At 44.3% G+C, this 17109-nt stretch carries 12 protein-coding genes, 2 tRNA genes and 2 rRNA genes; 9 read left to right on the top strand and 7 right to left on the bottom strand.

Translation table 11 applies throughout. The annotated features are described in order from the left end of the window. Nucleotides 1-26: 26 nt before the first annotated feature. From LDO51_RS02205 to tilS, 3 genes are all read left to right on the top strand, one after another. Entirely contained in the window at nt 27-773 is a 747-nt protein-coding gene (locus LDO51_RS02205; RefSeq protein WP_225576176.1) for a ZirU family protein, read from the top strand. Nucleotides 774-853: 80 nt separating this feature from the next. Next, a complete protein-coding gene (locus LDO51_RS02200) occupies nt 854-1939 on the top strand; it encodes a hypothetical protein (protein WP_225576175.1) in 1086 nt (361 codons plus the stop codon). Between the two features lie 198 nt (nt 1940-2137). Continuing rightward, nucleotides 2138-3505 (top strand): tRNA lysidine(34) synthetase TilS, encoded by a 1368-nt coding sequence (gene tilS, locus LDO51_RS02195; protein ID WP_225576174.1) that lies wholly within the window; start codon nt 2138-2140, stop codon nt 3503-3505. An 84-nt stretch (nt 3506-3589) separates the two neighbouring features. Here tilS and rof read toward each other — a convergent pair whose 3' ends face one another. Further along, complete coding sequence (gene rof, locus LDO51_RS02190; RefSeq protein WP_006658392.1) at nt 3590-3853, bottom strand: Rho-binding antiterminator; 264 nt, start codon at nt 3851-3853, stop codon at nt 3590-3592. Nucleotides 3854-4191: 338 nt separating this feature from the next. On the opposite strand from rof, the gene LDO51_RS02185 reads away from it, so the two are divergent. Continuing rightward, nucleotides 4192-4848, top strand: coding sequence for a copper resistance protein NlpE N-terminal domain-containing protein (locus tag LDO51_RS02185; RefSeq protein WP_225576173.1), 657 nt, complete (start codon nt 4192-4194; stop codon nt 4846-4848). Nucleotides 4849-4953: 105 nt separating this feature from the next. Here LDO51_RS02185 and proS read toward each other — a convergent pair whose 3' ends face one another. The 6 genes from proS to metN form a co-directional block, all read right to left on the bottom strand. Continuing rightward, entirely contained in the window at nt 4954-6672 is a 1719-nt protein-coding gene (gene proS, locus LDO51_RS02180) for a proline--tRNA ligase (RefSeq protein WP_225576172.1), read from the bottom strand. A gap of 120 nt (nt 6673-6792) precedes the next feature. Further along, nucleotides 6793-7512 (bottom strand): tRNA (N6-threonylcarbamoyladenosine(37)-N6)-methyltransferase TrmO, encoded by a 720-nt coding sequence (tsaA, locus tag LDO51_RS02175; protein ID WP_225576171.1) that lies wholly within the window; start codon nt 7510-7512, stop codon nt 6793-6795. A gap of 7 nt (nt 7513-7519) precedes the next feature. Next, nucleotides 7520-7927 carry an Rcs stress response system protein RcsF gene (rcsF, locus tag LDO51_RS02170; protein WP_225576170.1) on the bottom strand — a complete coding sequence of 136 codons (408 nt, stop codon included), beginning with the start codon at nt 7925-7927 and terminating at the stop codon, nt 7520-7522. A gap of 164 nt (nt 7928-8091) precedes the next feature. Further along, on the bottom strand, nt 8092-8913 hold the full coding sequence (locus LDO51_RS02165) for a MetQ/NlpA family lipoprotein (protein ID WP_225576169.1): 822 nt from the start codon (nt 8911-8913) through the stop codon (nt 8092-8094). Between the two features lie 91 nt (nt 8914-9004). Next, entirely contained in the window at nt 9005-9658 is a 654-nt protein-coding gene (gene metI / locus LDO51_RS02160) for a methionine ABC transporter permease MetI (protein WP_225576168.1), read from the bottom strand. Further along, entirely contained in the window at nt 9651-10682 is a 1032-nt protein-coding gene (metN, locus tag LDO51_RS02155; protein WP_225576167.1) for a methionine ABC transporter ATP-binding protein MetN, read from the bottom strand. The genes metI and metN overlap by 8 nt, the downstream gene beginning before the upstream one ends. Nucleotides 10683-10851: 169 nt before the next feature. Here metN and gmhB point away from each other — a divergent pair, with 169 nt between their 5' ends. The 5 genes from gmhB to LDO51_RS02130 all read left to right on the top strand — a co-directional run bounded on the left by gmhB (nt 10852) and on the right by LDO51_RS02130 (nt 17100). After that, nucleotides 10852-11418 (top strand): D-glycero-beta-D-manno-heptose 1,7-bisphosphate 7-phosphatase, encoded by a 567-nt coding sequence (gene gmhB, locus LDO51_RS02150; protein WP_179897019.1) that lies wholly within the window; start codon nt 10852-10854, stop codon nt 11416-11418. Nucleotides 11419-11847: 429 nt separating this feature from the next. Continuing rightward, nucleotides 11848-13388, top strand: a 16S ribosomal RNA gene (locus LDO51_RS02145). 65 nt (nt 13389-13453) lie between these two features. Next, nucleotides 13454-13530 (top strand) — tRNA-Ile (locus tag LDO51_RS02140). Between the two features lie 165 nt (nt 13531-13695). Next, nucleotides 13696-13771: transfer RNA gene (locus tag LDO51_RS02135), tRNA-Ala, on the top strand. Between the two features lie 311 nt (nt 13772-14082). Next, nucleotides 14083-17100: ribosomal RNA gene (locus LDO51_RS02130) — 23S ribosomal RNA — on the top strand. Together the 16S and 23S rRNA genes with 2 tRNA genes alongside form the textbook arrangement of a ribosomal RNA operon. Nucleotides 17101-17109 lie beyond the last annotated feature (9 nt).

The raw sequence follows: 17109 nt of genomic DNA, 5'->3' as shown, positions 1-17109 counted from the left end.
TTTTTAAAATAAAAGGTAACAATTTGATGAGTAACAATAAGCAAACAATCCCAATGATCCGCCAAGGTCAATTATCTATTCTGATTGCTGGTGCAGTTCTGAGCATGGCTGTCAGTTCGTCAGCGCTGGCCGCCTCGATTACCTCCTCTGAGACACAAGCGGTCATCGGTCATGCACCAGTATTGTCGGCAGGAGCGGTCAAGTCTACAGATGTTAACAAGGATGGTGTACTAGGGATAGGTGACACGTTGACGGCTTCAGGCTTTAACTTCAGCGATGCGGACGGCGATAAGCAAACATCCATCGTTTATGAATGGCATGATGGTAAAAGTGTTATTAGCGGTACGGCGGGTGACACATTAACACTGACAGCCGCATTACTGGGTAAAACCATTACAGTCAAAGCAGTCGCAAACACTAACCCAGATATTACCGAACCATCAGTGAGCGTGCCTGTTGCGGCGGCAACTTACAGCGATATTAATAATGCCTCAGTATCTGGCGGTAAAGGGATCCCAACCGTGGGTGGTAACATCGTGAAATCGGTCACCATCTCAGGTCTATCAGGGGCTCGACCACTAGTTGGTGAGAAATTAAAAGCTGATGTTACCTGTCACGGCACCTGTGATAGCAATCTGACTTACCAATGGCAGATTGAGAAATCCGTGAATTCTGGCACATACGAGGATATCGCGTCTGCAACTGCGCAGGAGTACACCGTTAAGGGTACGGAGCAAAAACGAAAAATTAAGGTTGTTGTCTCTAACAAATAATCAGTACGAACCGCAGCGGAATAATTCCGTTGCGGTGTTTTTTATAAAAAATTTCGGCAACAGAAGAGGATATTCATGAAATGGCTGTTAGGACAAAAATTAACTTTCTTATTCGTCTGATAACGCTGACAGCAGGGCTGGTCATCGGAGAAGGAGTGTCTGCTTCTGTGATTGAAGTTGATGCCAAAACATCACCGGTCATCGGGCATGAACCCGTAGTCAGTGAGGTTAAATTTGATAAAACTGAACCTACTGTCAATGATAAGGTAACAGCCATCCCAACCATTACCGATATGGATAATGACTCGACGGAAGCCACACAGTATCAGTGGAAATTGGATGGTATTGATATTTCAGGCGCTACGCAAAGAAGCTATACACTGGTACCGGGCGATGGTAACGGAAAGAAGCTGACGGTGGTGGTAACACCGCAGACAGACCCGAAAATTACTGAACCAGCAATAGGCGCCACGTTTACGTCATCAGCCATCTCCACTAAAGGGCTTGCACCAGAAGCTCGCGATGTAAAAATTGATGGCACATCAGAGGTAGGGCAGGTACTGACTGGAATGTATAACTACCACGATGGGGATGGTTCGAGCGATCTCGAGAATACTTCAACTAATGGTGGTACCAGCTTACGGTGGCTCTGTTCCCGCGGCAGCAATACACAAATTCTGGCGACGACTAAAACGTATACCATAAAAGATGCCGATGTAGGGTGCACAATTTCTTTTAATGTCACCCCTCGCGCACTAAGTGGTACGCCGAATACGGGTGTGGAAGCTCAATCGAATAAAGTCACAATAGAGAAAACACTGGAGTCATCGAAAATACGAATATTTAATGGCAACCAGATAGGGATGCGTTCCGGGTATGGATACAATATGGAGATAGACTATGCGCACCTTGGTTATGGTCAGCCTAAGTCAATAAGCACCAATGAATTCCTTAAAGGTGGGGGTAATATACATCACTCAAAGCGTTATTATATTGGAGGTCAAACTGGGACTTATTCACCAGTAACTGATGATGGCAGTTCGATTAAGTTTGGGACTAATGCAGCTAGCAGTATTGGAGACACGATTTCTATTTATATCGTTATTGAATTTAAAAATGGAAAAACGATAGGCGCTACATCGCCTGACATAGAACTAAAGCAGTAATATTGCATTGTAGTGGCACCGTTAATTTTTTTCCCCGCTTCGGCGGGGTTTTTCTTGCTAACCTGATATATTTCCCCTTGCACCCCATTCACATCTAAATATCCTTAGGTATTGATGCAAATTTTGCTTGTGATCATGTTCGGTATATTATGTTTTAGCGCTAGAAAAAATCGTAAAAATAATGGGAAGGGCAGGTTAATGGCCGAACAATCAGCAATTATTGTTGAGCACGTTTACAGTAAAATAAAAGGTTTTCAAAAAATACTGGTTGGATTCAGTGGTGGCATTGATTCTACCGTACTGTTGCACGCCCTTTACCAAATCAAAAATAGTATAAGTCCCTTACTCCAAATCCGTGCCATTCATATTCATCATGGTTTAAATATTCAAGCGGACAAGTGGGAGGCTCACTGCGCTTTGTTATGTCAACAATGGAATATCCCGTTTATTTGCCAGCATGTGACGGTGGACAGTACTCAAATTGGCATTGAAGCGGCAGCAAGAGCCGAACGTTATCAGGCATATCGTGATGAGCTACTCGACGATGAGATTTTGGTGACGGCTCAGCACCTTGATGATCAAGCTGAAACATTCATGCTGGCGCTTAAGCGAGGAAGTGGGCCTGCTGGGCTTTCTGCTATGCCGGAGTCACTTCCTTTTCAAGCGAAAAATGGAAAAACGATTCTGCTACGTCCACTGCTCGCTATTTCTCGCCATGAATTAGAAAATTATCGAGGGGAGCATCAACTTCCTTGGGTTGAAGATGATAGTAATCAAGACGATCGATACGATCGTAACTTCCTGCGTTTGAATATTATGCCAAGATTATCTGAACGTTGGCCTCATTTTGCGAATGCAGTTTCTCGCAGTGCATCATTGTGTGCAGATCAAGAGGCGCTATTGGACGAACTGCTGCAAGATTCACTGGATGATATCATCGATTATCGTGGAGGGTTGTATATTGATGGGCTTATCCATTGTTCAGTTGCCAAGCGTAATGCCTTGATCCGCCGCTGGATTGGTCGTCACCAGCTCGCTATGCCACCATTTAATCAACTAGAACGGATTTGGCAGGAGGTGGCACTTGCTCGGCAGGATGCAGAACCTATCTGTCGCTTGGGTGATGTGGAAATTCGTCGTTATCAAGGTGCTCTATGGGTGGTTAAACGCATTAATAGCCTGATGGGAAAACAATACCAGTGGGATTATCCAGCGGCTTATCGATTACCTGAATCACTGGGAACACTGGTCGTGATGGAGGGGGAAGGGCAGATCCGCCCACCAGAAGTAACGGAAAAAGTGACAATTCGCTTTGGATTACAAGGCTCGCTAAATATTATCGGTCGCCATCATTCACGTAGCAGCAAGAAAATTTGGCAAGAGCTGGGGGTTGCACCGTGGATGCGGGAAAGGACGCCACTAATTTACTATAATGAAACGCTTATTTGTGCAGTAGGCTGTTTTATTACACCGGACGGATTTGTGGGAGAAGATAATGTTGGGATTGCTATTGATTGGCAAAATTCCGAACATTGGATAAATACCGATGATTTTTCCAGCAAATAACGTGAATAAGCTATCTATAAATTAGAAACCCCTTATGACTGTGACTATCATAAGGGGCATAGAAGAAACTCAGAAAAACGAGTATTAGTGGGAGTGGTCGACAACGATAGTGCCGATTTCAGGATGACTGAAGGATGAGATAATATCCAGTCGTAGCTCCTTAGTGCCTTCCTGTGTGATCAGGACGAGGTACTCAATTTTTTTTCGTAGGAGCAAATCACTGGCTTGCCCTTCAATATTCTCGCCGTCATTAAGCTTAATTTGTAGCTTTAATTGACGCTGGCATGCGATTTCTAGATATTCGTAATCATCACAATTGATTGGTTGATATTCATTATCTGTAGACATATTCCCTCACCACTGTGTTAGTGGCGGTTATTGCCGCCTTGAACATGTTTGTTTTATCTAAAAACACTAGCATTTATCGACTAAGCATTATCGGCTAAGGAATTACCGATGAAATAAAAAGCTAAATCAAAAGTGCTTCGCTCGATAATAGCATAGTAATTTAATAACTATAATCAGTGACGTGGGAAAAGGAAAATTCTTATTCACTAAACTGATATCTTTAGCTGGTTATTTATCCGATTGTAAATTTTTGCATACCTTATTTTTTTATTTCTTGAAATGCTATGATGTATTAATAAGCGAAACAGAAATAATTGAATGATCTGAAAGGAATTATAATGAAGAAAGTACTTTTATTGGCTCTTATTTCGGCGGGTGCCGTGGCATTATCTGGCTGTCAAAGCAGCGTGAACGAAGCGAACTTCGCGCCTGTAGACCATGTTTATAGTGGTGTACTTCCTTGTGCGGATTGTTCGGGTATTGAAGCCACATTATTAGTGAATCCAGATGGTAGCTATGTTGAGCAACTGCTTTATTTAGAAACCCGTGAGGGGAACCAAATGTTCCATGAAACAGGGAACTGGTCTAGCACGGAAAATGTATTAACATTAACTAACTCAAAAGCAGAGCGTACATACTTTGCACAATCTCCTGATAACCAATCAATCACTCTGCTAGATATAGAAGGCAAAGCGATTGAGAGTTCAATGAACCATACCTTAAAACAGGTCACTCCAAGTAAAAAACGTGGTGAATATCGCTATATGGCCGATGCCGCTGTATTTACCGAATGTGGCTCTGGACGTAAATATGCCACGTCAGGTATTGAACTAGAGAAAGCCTATAGTGATACTGATGTGGATGGTGGTACGCCAGTTTATTTAGAGGTGGATGGTTTCTATTCTATTCGCCCATCTATGGAAGATGGCCAATTTGATTCTGCATTTATTCCTATTGGAAATATTCAGTTCGATAAAACCCGCTCTTGCAAATAACCTGAATTCATTTTGGTTATTTTGTAAAAAAGCTTAGAGACAATAAAAAAGCTCAGAGACAGTAAAAACTGAACTCTGAGCTTTTTATTTAGGCTAATATAATGATTATTTAGCTAATTTTTCTTTCAGGAAGCTAACTACGTTATCTAAACCAACCAGTTGCTTATCATCACTGCGGCGTGATTTATACTCAACTTGGTTAGTATCTAAATTACGATCACCAATGACGATAGTGTACGGAACACCAATTAGTTCCATATCGGCAAACATCACGCCTGGACGCTCTTTGCGGTCATCGAAAATAACATCGATACCTTGTGCTTTCAGGTCTGCATACAGTTTTTCAGCAACTTCTTTAACGCGATAGGACTTATGCATGTTCATTGGCAGGATAGCAACGTGGAACGGTGCGATAGCATCAGGCCATACAATACCGCGCTCATCGTGGCTTTGCTCAATCGCTGCTGCAACAATACGTGTTACACCAATACCATAGCAACCCATTGTCACGATTTGGTTATGACCTTCTTCGTTCTGCACAGAGGCTTTCATCGCTTCGGAATATTTTGTGCCTAACTGGAAGATATGACCCACTTCGATACCGCGTTTAATTAACAGGGTACCTTTACCATCAGGGCTTGGGTCACCCGCTACCACATTACGCAGGTCGTAAACTTCCGGCAGTGGGAGGTCTCGTTCCCAGTTGATGCCAAAGTAGTGTTTACCATCAACATTTGCACCTGCACCAAAGTCACTCATCACCGCAACGCTGCGGTCAATCACGATTGGCATTGGCATATTCACTGGGCCTAAAGAGCCTGGGCCTGCGTTAACGGCTTTGCGGATCTCTTCTTCTGATGCAAATTGCAGTGGGCTTGCCACTAATGGGTGTTTTTCTGCTTTGATTTCATTCAGTTCATGGTCACCACGGATTAATAGGGCAACTAAAGAATGACCAGAGTCTTTCTCTGCATGAACAATCAGAGTCTTCACTGTTTTCTCGATTGGCAGATTGAACTGTTCAACTAATTCAGCAATCGTTTTTGCATTTGGGGTATCCACTAAATGCATCTCTTGGCTTGGCGCTGCACGTTGAACGTTTGGAGCAACCGCTTCAGCAAATTCGATATTGGCTGCAAAATCAGATTCAGTAGAGAAGACAACATCATCTTCACCGCTTTGTGCTAAAACTTGGAATTCGTGAGAAGCGTTACCACCGATAGAACCGGTATCCGCTTGTACTGCACGGAAATCAAAGCCAATGCGGGTGAAAATTTTGCTATAAGCTTGGTACATCGCATCGTAAGTTTCTTGCAATGACTCTTGGCTTGTGTGGAACGAGTATGCATCTTTCATGATAAATTCACGAGAACGCATTACACCGAAACGAGGGCGAACTTCATCACGGAATTTGGTTTGAATTTGGAATAAATTCAATGGTAATTGTTTGTATGAAGTGATCTCATTACGTATTAAATCAGTGATAACTTCTTCGTGGGTTGGGCCTAAAACAAAAGGACGCTCACCACGATCTACAAAGCGCAGTAACTCAGGGCCATATTGTTCCCAACGTCCACTTTCTTGCCATAAGTCAGCAGGTTGAACGACGGGTAAAGATACCTCGATAGCGCCTGCATTTTCCATTTCTTCACGAACGATGTTTTCAACTTTACGCAGAACACGCACGCCAGTGGGTAACCAGTCATACAGACCAGAAGCAAGTTTACGGATCATCCCTGCACGCAGCATCAGCTTGTGGCTGATAACTTCTGCATCCGCAGGGGTCTCTTTTAGAGTTGAGAGCAGATATTTGCTAGTACGCATTGTATAGGTTCCATTAGAACAACAAATTATGGTAGGGCTTATGCCTACCCAATAATTTAAAGCTGCTAAGCAGCGGAATAAACAGCTAGTCTACCAGTGACGATGCTTTGTCAAAAGAGGTTAACGCGATTTTTCATTACGTTCGATGGCAAACACTTCAGTGATATTATTTGTCACTCGCCAACGCACATTGAAATCTAATAAATGAACCGCATAATCACGGGCTTCATTGGATTGTTTCTTATAGGCAGGACGAGGGTCTTGCTTTAATACTTGTTCAATAAAAGACGCTAATCCGGGATAGCGAGATTGGTATTTATCACATTCAATTTGGGCTTGTGAGCTAAATATAACCTGCATATCTTCTGATGGAGCCTCTTGAGCGTAACCTGCTTTTGCTGTTGTGATAGCTTCAGCAAAAGGCAGATACGGTTTGATATCTACCACTGGCGTACCATCAACTAAATCTAGGCTACCGAGTTCAAGAATGACTTGACTGTTTTTGATAGTCACGTCTTTTAATTCAACTAACGACATCCCAATAGGGTTTGGCCGAAATGTTGAACGAGTGGCAAATACCCCCATTTTATCGTTGCCACCTAAGCGGGGAGGGCGTACTAGGGATTTCCAGCCACCTTCCATCGTTTGGTGAAAAATAAACAATACCCAAATATGGCTAAATTGAGTTAATCCTCTAACAGCATTGGGGTCATTGTATGGCGGATGTAAATGCAGGCGCCCAAAGCCATTTTGAACCAGTCCAGGCTGGCGAGGAATGGCAAACTTTTCTTTATAAGGGGATTCGATATGCCCAATAACATTAAATTGAAAAGATTGCATAAGTTGATTATTCAACAATTTTAAGTGCACTACCTTCACATACCGTTGCTTGGTAACAACCCGGTGCAGATTTGGTTTGGCACTGATGTAATAACACGGCATCCGCAGCGATATAAGCGGCTTGCGTCAACATACCATTTTTGGCTGAATCAAGATTAATAGGCGGACTCTTTGCATTTTTTCTGCATGACTCACCAGATACAATACCTAAGTCACGAAATGGCATTCCTAATAACTCTTCAGGGCTGTTCATTAATTTAACGTTTTCTGCACTGACATCTTCTTCAGTTTCTACAGGTAAAGGCTTCGATAATTTCATGCTCGAAAACCCTTTATTCATGCTTGGACTGGTGTATTGATTAATTCCGCACCCAGCTAAAGCAAATGTAGCGAGGGCGAGCAAAAACAATCTCATAAATATTACCTTTTTATTATCTGCGCTAGCGCATTAATTATGTAATCGGTTTAAAGCTAGTTTATTTAAAACAAATCAGTTTAATGCCTGTTGGAATAATACAAAAAAACTAGGTGACATAAAGTCACCTAGCATTTTATACTCATTTTTTTTAAGATAAAAGCTTACCAGCCTTTAACTGCTCCGCCATCGAAAACTTCGTTGGCTTTTTCTGCCACTTCATTAGATTGATATGCTTGAATAAACTTCTTCACATTCTCGCTATCTTTATTATCTTCACGAGCCACAATAACGTTCACATATGGCGAATCTTTATCTTCAACAAACAGACCATCTTTTGCAGGCGTCAATTTAGGTGTTGCGCTGCTTGCCCAAGTTGTATTGATGATAGCCAGTGCAATTTTTTGATCATCCAGAGCACGTGGTAACTGAGGTGCTTCTAATTCAACAAACTTTAAGCCTTTTGGATTTTCAACAACATCCAACACGGTCGGCATTAAACCTGTGCCATCTTTTAACTTAATTAAACCTTGTTTTTGCAGTAACAGTAATGAACGACCTAAGTTAGTTGGGTCATTTGGTAGTGCAACTTGTGAACCGTCAGCCAATTCATCAATAGATTTAATTTGTTTAGAATATCCTGCGATTGGATAAATAAAGGTATTTCCAACAGGGACTAATTTGTAGTTACGGTCTTTGATTTGCTGATCCAAATAAGGTTTATGTTGGAATGCGTTAGCATCAATATCGCCTTTGCTTAATGCTTCGTTTGGTAGTACGAAGTCATTGAAAGAGACTAATTCAACATTCAGACCATATTTTTCTTTAGCAACTTTTTGTGCAACTTCAGCAACTTCAAACTCTTTACCCATGATCACACCGACTTTGATGCTATTTGGGTCTTTTTGTTTTTCACCACAGCCAGCGAGAGCTAATGTTCCTAACAGCGCGCCAACTACTGCAATTGATTTTAACTTAATAGACATAATTTACCCCTTTAGACACTATTTATAGCACCTTAACTACTGTGTAGCGTTTTTTGGCGCTGCTATTGTTTCTGACTATCTAGATTACGGACTATTTATGTGACACTTTTTTCATTAGATATTCACCCGTGAACTGAATGATGAATACTAAGATAATCAATAGAACTAGAACGGTATTCATAACTAATGGATTATAAGTATAGTACCCATATTGCATTGCAATTTGTCCTAATCCACCGGAACCAACTGCACCACCCATTGCGGAATAACCGACTAGCATAATTAATGTAATGGTTGCGGCGTTAATTAATCCCGCTAAAGATTCTGGCAGTAATACTTTGCGGATAATCTGTAACGGAGTTGCACCCATAGCGCGTGATGCTTCAATTAAACCATTCGGTACTTCTAATAATGCGTTTTCAACCATGCGAGCAATAAATGGAATTGCACCAACAGTCAATGGAACAATCGCACCTTCGATACCAATCGCAGAACCCACGATGAATTTGGTAAAAGGGCTGATCCAGACTAATAAAATAATAAACGGTATTGAGCGGAATACGTTCACAACAGCTGAAATAACGCTATACAGAACGGTGTTTTCCATGACTTGCCCACGACGAGTGACATAAAGTAGTACGCCTGTCGGGATACCTAAAATAAAACCTAAAATTGCAGAAACGAAAGTCATGATAATGGTATCAATCGTTCCTGAAATAAGCAGTGAAATCATTCCCTCAGACATAACCTAAAACCTCAACTTTCACATGGTGCTCTTTCAAAAATGTAATAGTAGACTCAATGCCATTTTCTAAGCCGTGTAATTCAGCCAGCATCACACCAAATTTCACGCCACCGGCATAATCAATCTGAGAGCTTAAAATATTAATATCAATATCAAACTTACGTACGGCCATTGAGATTAATGGCGCATCCACCGATTGCCCTGTGAATTCCAGTTTCAATAACGGGGAGAGATCTTTACCCGACTCAGCCTGCAAACGTTCTTTATAGTCATCTGGAATATCGATAACTAACGTTGACTGAATAAATGCTTGAGCAACAGGGGTTTTAGGATGAGAGAAAACTTCACTCACTTTATCTTGCTCAATAAGCTGACCACCGCTGATTACTGCGACTTGGTCACAAATGCGTTTCACGACATCCATTTCATGAGTGATTAATAAGATAGTTAAACCTAAGCGACGGTTGATATCTTTCAATAATTCTAAAATAGAGCGCGTCGTTGCTGGGTCTAATGCACTTGTTGCTTCATCACACAGTAATACTTTAGGGGAGTTTGCTAAGGCACGGGCAATAGCAACTCGCTGTTTTTGACCACCAGACAGGTTTGCTGGATAGGCATCTTTCTTTTCAGATAAACCGACTAACTCGAGTAATTCATTAACCCGCTGTTTAATGGTTTCTTTCGGCGTATTGTCTAATTCTAATGGCAGTGCCACGTTATCAAACACAGTGCGCGAAGATAATAAGTTGAAGTGCTGAAAGATCATGCCGATTCCCCGGCGTGCTTTCGTAATTTCTTTCTCTGGCAGAGACGTTAAATCTTGACCATCAACAATGACTTGCCCTGATGTTGGACGTTCCAGCATATTCACACAACGAATTAAGGTACTTTTACCTGCGCCGGATGCGCCAATAACACCATATATTTGACCAGCAGGAACATGCAGGCTGATATCAGTCAGCGCCTGTATATTACGGTTTCCTTGCTGGAACACTTTATTAATATTTGAGAGCTTAATCATTCTATCTTCTATTCTCTGACGAATTATATTCAAGATACTGTATCTAACATACATTGGATGTTAAGGCGTCTAGACGTCTAAGTCAATAAAGTTTGATGGATTTATTCTATTCTCATTTCATTTCTTTTCATGAGATACTAAAAACCATTTCAGTTTGAGGAGTAAAGCAGTGAGTAAAGGCATTCCAGCAATCTTTCTAGATAGAGATGGCACAATTAATATCGACCATGGCTATGTACATCAAATCGATGACTTCGAATTTATCGATGGCGCTATTGAAGCCATGATTGAACTCAAGAAGATGGGATATGCATTAGTTGTCGTGACTAATCAATCTGGTATTGGTCGTGGTATCTATACTGAAGACCAGTTTATGACGCTGACTGAGTGGATGGATTGGTCTCTAGCCGACCGTGGTGTTGATTTAGATGGTATCTATTTCTGCCCTCATCACCCAGATGCAACAGTAGAAGAATATAAGCAAGAATGTAATTGCCGCAAACCAAAACCAGGAATGCTTTTAGATGCTCAGCAATTTTTAAACATTGATATGGCTTCTTCTATTATGGTTGGCGACAAACTTGCAGATATGCAAGCGGGTAAAGCGGCTCTTGTGGGTACAAATGTGTTAGTAAAAAGCGGTGAACCTGTTACAGATGACGCTATTGCGAGTGCAGATCTGGTAATTAATAGCCTTGCAGACCTGCCAAAAGCCTTAAAAAGCATCACAAAGTAACCATTTTGAGTGATAAATCAGCACTTGGAAATTATTTTTAAAAAAACACTTGCGAGATTTTGGCAGCTCCCTATAATGCGCATCCGTTGTCACGACAAACCGGCTCGAAGAAAACCTCGAAGCCCCGTGATAACAGAGGTGAAGAAAGAAAATAGTTGAAAATAATCGCTTGACTTTCTAAATAAAAAACGTAGTATACGACACCTCGCGACAACGACCTAAAGTTGATAATCGTAAAGATTAAGTCGCACCGCTCTTTAACAATTTATCAGACAATCTGTGTGGGCACTCACAGGACACTATCAAAAAAATATTTGATTTTAAGTCTTGAAGAGTGACTAACACGTTAATTCATATATATGAACTAATAGGTAATTTGGTTTCTTCGGAAATCAAACGACAGTAACATTCTTTGAGCATCAAGCTTTTTAATTGAAGAGTTTGATCATGGCTCAGATTGAACGCTGGCGGCAGGCCTAACACATGCAAGTCGAGCGGTAACAGGAGAAGCTTGCTTCTCGCTGACGAGCGGCGGACGGGTGAGTAATGTATGGGGATCTGCCCGATAGAGGGGGATAACTACTGGAAACGGTAGCTAATACCGCATAATCTCTTAGGAGCAAAGCAGGGGAACTTCGGTCCTTGCGCTATCGGATGAACCCATATGGGATTAGCTAGTTGGTGAGGTAATGGCTCACCAAGGCGACGATCCCTAGCTGGTCTGAGAGGATGATCAGCCACACTGGGACTGAGACACGGCCCAGACTCCTACGGGAGGCAGCAGTGGGGAATATTGCACAATGGGCGCAAGCCTGATGCAGCCATGCCGCGTGTATGAAGAAGGCCTTAGGGTTGTAAAGTACTTTCAGTTGGGAGGAAGGCGTTGATGCTAATATCATCAACGATTGACGTTACCAACAGAAGAAGCACCGGCTAACTCCGTGCCAGCAGCCGCGGTAATACGGAGGGTGCAAGCGTTAATCGGAATTACTGGGCGTAAAGCGCACGCAGGCGGTTGATTAAGTTAGATGTGAAATCCCCGGGCTTAACCTGGGAATGGCATCTAAGACTGGTCAGCTAGAGTCTTGTAGAGGGGGGTAGAATTCCATGTGTAGCGGTGAAATGCGTAGAGATGTGGAGGAATACCGGTGGCGAAGGCGGCCCCCTGGACAAAGACTGACGCTCAGGTGCGAAAGCGTGGGGAGCAAACAGGATTAGATACCCTGGTAGTCCACGCTGTAAACGATGTCGATTTGGAGGTTGTTCCCTTGAGGAGTGGCTTCCGGAGCTAACGCGTTAAATCGACCGCCTGGGGAGTACGGCCGCAAGGTTAAAACTCAAATGAATTGACGGGGGCCCGCACAAGCGGTGGAGCATGTGGTTTAATTCGATGCAACGCGAAGAACCTTACCTACTCTTGACATCCAGAGAATTTAGCAGAGATGCTTTAGTGCCTTCGGGAACTCTGAGACAGGTGCTGCATGGCTGTCGTCAGCTCGTGTTGTGAAATGTTGGGTTAAGTCCCGCAACGAGCGCAACCCTTATCCTTTGTTGCCAGCACGTGATGGTGGGAACTCAAAGGAGACTGCCGGTGATAAACCGGAGGAAGGTGGGGATGACGTCAAGTCATCATGGCCCTTACGAGTAGGGCTACACACGTGCTACAATGGCGTATACAAAGAGAAGCGACCTCGCGAGAGCAAGCGGAACTCATAAAGTACGTCGTAGTCCGGATTGGAGTCTGCAACTCGACTCCATGAAGTCGGAATCGCTAGTAATCGTAGATCAGAATGCTACGGTGAATACGTTCCCGGGCCTTGTACACACCGCCCGTCACACCATGGGAGTGGGTTGCAAAAGAAGTAGGTAGCTTAACCTTCGGGAGGGCGCTTACCACTTTGTGATTCATGACTGGGGTGAAGTCGTAACAAGGTAACCGTAGGGGAACCTGCGGTTGGATCACCTCCTTACCATTGAAGTGTACTTGTGAAGTGCTCACACAGATTGTCTGATGAAATAGAGTAACGGTATCGATAGGCTTGTAGCTCAGGTGGTTAGAGCGCACCCCTGATAAGGGTGAGGTCGGTGGTTCAAGTCCACTCAGGCCTACCAAATTTCGTTTATACGTTGTTGCAGATTAGCTCGTTTACTTATTGTAAACTTCGCCAATCCGCGCCTAGTCTAAACAAAATTGGAACGATTCAACTAAGCAAGCAAGCCTTGCCTAAATTAAATTTGTCATTTTAATGACTTAATCGATACTGGAATTACCTTTATGGGGCTATAGCTCAGCTGGGAGAGCGCCTGCCTTGCACGCAGGAGGTCAGCGGTTCGATCCCGCTTAGCTCCACCATAAACTTTCTGATTATTCAGAATAGATTAGAAATAGTCTATTGCGAATAATTATGCTCTTTAACAATCTGGAACAAGCTGAAAATTGAAAACAACGCACATTGTTTATCGCTTAAACAATGTGAGAGTCTCTCAAAAATCTCAACTTGAATAGTGTACTTTGAACTATCGAGTCGACGAGCGAAATGAGTTCAAGGCAGCCCGCGCACAGCAAGCGCAGCATACAATAGTATGTGAGCATTGCGCGCACGGACTAACGCCGAAATCATGAAGCACAGTCACTCGTTGTAAGAAGACACCTTCGGGTTGTGAGGTTAAGCGACTAAGCGTACACGGTGGATGCCTAGGCAATCAGAGGCGATGAAGGACGTGCTAATCTGCGATAAGCGTCGGTAAGGTGATATGAACCGTTACAACCGACGATTTCCGAATGGGGAAACCCAGTGCAATTCGTTGCACTATCGTTTGATGAATACATAGTCAAACGAGGCGAACCGAGGGAACTGAAACATCTCAGTACCTCGAGGAAAAGAAATCAACCGAGATTCCCCTAGTAGCGGCGAGCGAACGGGGAGCAGCCCAGAGTCTTAATCAGCATTAGCATCAGGAGAACGGTCTGGAAAGGCCGGCAGTAAAGGGTGATAGCCCCGTATCCGAAGGTGTTAGTGTTGTGAACTCGACGAGTAGGGCGGGACACGTGTTATCCTGTCTGAATATGGGGGGACCATCCTCCAAGGCTAAATACTCCTGATTGACCGATAGTGAACCAGTACCGTGAGGGAAAGGCGAAAAGAACCCCGGCGAGGGGAGTGAAATAGAACCTGAAACCGTGTACGTACAAGCAGTGGGAGCCCCACCACCAAAGCATTTTCTGGTGTTGAGGATAACTTTGAAGTGGCATTCAACACGCGTTGACGGAGCGCTTTTTGCGACGTCCAACACACAAAACAAGCAGTGAATGTGCTTTGGGGTGGGGTGACTGCGTACCTTTTGTATAATGGGTCAGCGACTTATATTCTGTAGCAAGGTTAACCGTATAGGGGAGCCGTAGGGAAACCGAGTCTTAACTGGGCGAATAAGTTGCAGGGTATAGACCCGAAACCCGGTGATCTAGCCATGGGCAGGTTGAAGGTTGGGTAACACTAACTGGAGGACCGAACCGACTAATGTTGAAAAATTAGCGGATGACTTGTGGCTGGGGGTGAAAGGCCAATCAAACCGGGAGATAGCTGGTTCTCCCCGAAAGCTATTTAGGTAGCGCCTCGTGAACTCATCTTCGGGGGTAGAGCACTGTTTCGACTAGGGGGTCATCCCGACTTACCAACTCGATGCAAACTACGAATACCGAAGAATGTTATCACGGGAGACACACGGCGGGTGCTAACGTTCGTCGTGAAGAGGGAAACAACCCAGACCGCCAGCTAAGGTCCCAAAGTCATAGTTAAGTGGGAAACGAAGTGGGAAGGCTCAGACAGCCAGGATGTTGGCTTAGAAGCAGCCATCATTTAAAGAAAGCGTAATAGCTCACTGGTCGAGTCGGCCTGCGCGGAAGATGTAACGGGGCTAAACTATGCACCGAAGCTGCGGCAGCGATATGTAAATATTGTTGGGTAGGGGAGCGTTCTGTAAGCCTGTGAAGGTGTGCTGTGAGGCATGCTGGAGGTATCAGAAGTGCGAATGCTGACATAAGTAACGATAATGCGGGTGAAAAACCCGCACGCCGGAAGACCAAGGGTTCCTGTCCAACGTTAATCGGGGCAGGGTGAGTCGACCCCTAAGGCGAGGCAGAAATGCGTAGTCGATGGGAAACGGGTTAATATTCCCGTACTGGTGATAATTGCGATGGGGGGACGGAGAAGGTTAGGCTGGCCGGGCGACGGTTGTCCCGGTTTAAGGATGTAGGCAGGTGAATTAGGCAAATCCGGTTCACTATATGCTGAGGTCTGATGACGAGTCACTACGGTGGCGAAGTAGCTTATACCCCGCTTCCAGGAAAAGCCTCTAAGCTCTAGATTATCATTAATCGTACCCCAAACCGACACAGGTGGTCAGGTAGAGAATACTCAGGCGCTTGAGAGAACTCGGGTGAAGGAACTAGGCAAAATGGTGCCGTAACTTCGGGAGAAGGCACGCTGGCATTAGGTGAAGTGGTTTACCCATGGAGCTGAAGCCAGTCGCAGATACCAGCTGGCTGCAACTGTTTATTAAAAACACAGCACTGTGCAAACACGAAAGTGGACGTATACGGTGTGACGCCTGCCCGGTGCTGGAAGGTTAATTGATGGGGTTATCCGTAAGGAGAAGCTCTTGATCGAAGCCCCAGTAAACGGCGGCCGTAACTATAACGGTCCTAAGGTAGCGAAATTCCTTGTCGGGTAAGTTCCGACCTGCACGAATGGCGTAATGATGGCCAGGCTGTCTCCACCCGAGACTCAGTGAAATTGAACTCGCTGTGAAGATGCAGTGTACCCGCGGCAAGACGGAAAGACCCCGTGAACCTTTACTATAGCTTGACACTGAACATTGAGCCTTGATGTGTAGGATAGGTGGGAGGCTTTGAAGCGTGGACGCCAGTCTGCGTGGAGCCAACCTTGAAATACCACCCTTTAATGTTTGATGTTCTAACGTTGCCCCATTATCTGGGGTGCGGACAGTGTCTGGTGGGTAGTTTGACTGGGGCGGTCTCCTCCCAAAGAGTAACGGAGGAGCACGAAGGTTGGCTAAGCATGGTCGGACATCATGCGGTTAGTGCAAAGGCATAAGCCAGCTTGACTGCGAGAGTGACGGCTCGAGCAGGTACGAAAGTAGGTCTTAGTGATCCGGTGGTTCTGTATGGAAGGGCCATCGCTCAACGGATAAAAGGTACTCCGGGGATAACAGGCTGATACCGCCCAAGAGTTCATATCGACGGCGGTGTTTGGCACCTCGATGTCGGCTCATCACATCCTGGGGCTGAAGTAGGTCCCAAGGGTACGGCTGTTCGCCGTTTAAAGTGGTACGCGAGCTGGGTTTAGAACGTCGTGAGACAGTTCGGTCCCTATCTGCCGTGGGCGTTGGAAGATTGAAAGGGGCTGCTCCTAGTACGAGAGGACCGGAGTGGACGCACCACTGGTGTTCGGGTTGTCATGCCAATGGCATTGCCCGGTAGCTAAGTGCGGAAGAGATAACCGCTGAAAGCATCTAAGCGGGAAACTTGCCTTGAGATGAGTCTTCCCTGACCCTTTAAGGGTCCTAAAGGAACGTTTAAGACTAAGACGTTGATAGGTTGGGTGTGTAAGCGTAGCGATACGTTGAGCTAACCAATACTAATGAACCGTGAGGCTTAACCTGACAACACCG

Source organism: Providencia alcalifaciens (genome assembly GCF_020271745.1).
In the GTDB taxonomy this organism is placed as follows: Bacteria; Pseudomonadota; Gammaproteobacteria; order Enterobacterales; family Enterobacteriaceae; genus Providencia; species Providencia alcalifaciens_B.
The sequence above is the reverse complement of the archived record's forward strand: the minus strand, read 5'-3'. Positions and strand labels throughout refer to the sequence as shown.

What these genes read in the sequence shown, in the direction of transcription:
- proS (WP_225576172.1), bottom strand. Translation starts at nt 6,672, where the DNA reads ATGCGTACTAGCAAATATCTGCTCTCAACTCTAAAAGAGACCCCTGCG.
- LDO51_RS02185 (WP_225576173.1), top strand. Translation starts at nt 4,192, where the DNA reads ATGAAGAAAGTACTTTTATTGGCTCTTATTTCGGCGGGTGCCGTGGCA.
- rcsF (WP_225576170.1), bottom strand. Translation starts at nt 7,927, where the DNA reads ATGAGATTGTTTTTGCTCGCCCTCGCTACATTTGCTTTAGCTGGGTGC.
- LDO51_RS02200 (WP_225576175.1), top strand. Translation starts at nt 854, where the DNA reads ATGGCTGTTAGGACAAAAATTAACTTTCTTATTCGTCTGATAACGCTG.
- LDO51_RS02205 (WP_225576176.1), top strand. Translation starts at nt 27, where the DNA reads ATGAGTAACAATAAGCAAACAATCCCAATGATCCGCCAAGGTCAATTA.
- tsaA (WP_225576171.1), bottom strand. Translation starts at nt 7,512, where the DNA reads ATGCAATCTTTTCAATTTAATGTTATTGGGCATATCGAATCCCCTTAT.
- tilS (WP_225576174.1), top strand. Translation starts at nt 2,138, where the DNA reads ATGGCCGAACAATCAGCAATTATTGTTGAGCACGTTTACAGTAAAATA.
- LDO51_RS02165 (WP_225576169.1), bottom strand. Translation starts at nt 8,913, where the DNA reads ATGTCTATTAAGTTAAAATCAATTGCAGTAGTTGGCGCGCTGTTAGGA.
- metN (WP_225576167.1), bottom strand. Translation starts at nt 10,682, where the DNA reads ATGATTAAGCTCTCAAATATTAATAAAGTGTTCCAGCAAGGAAACCGT.
- rof (WP_006658392.1), bottom strand. Translation starts at nt 3,853, where the DNA reads ATGTCTACAGATAATGAATATCAACCAATCAATTGTGATGATTACGAA.
- metI (WP_225576168.1), bottom strand. Translation starts at nt 9,658, where the DNA reads ATGTCTGAGGGAATGATTTCACTGCTTATTTCAGGAACGATTGATACC.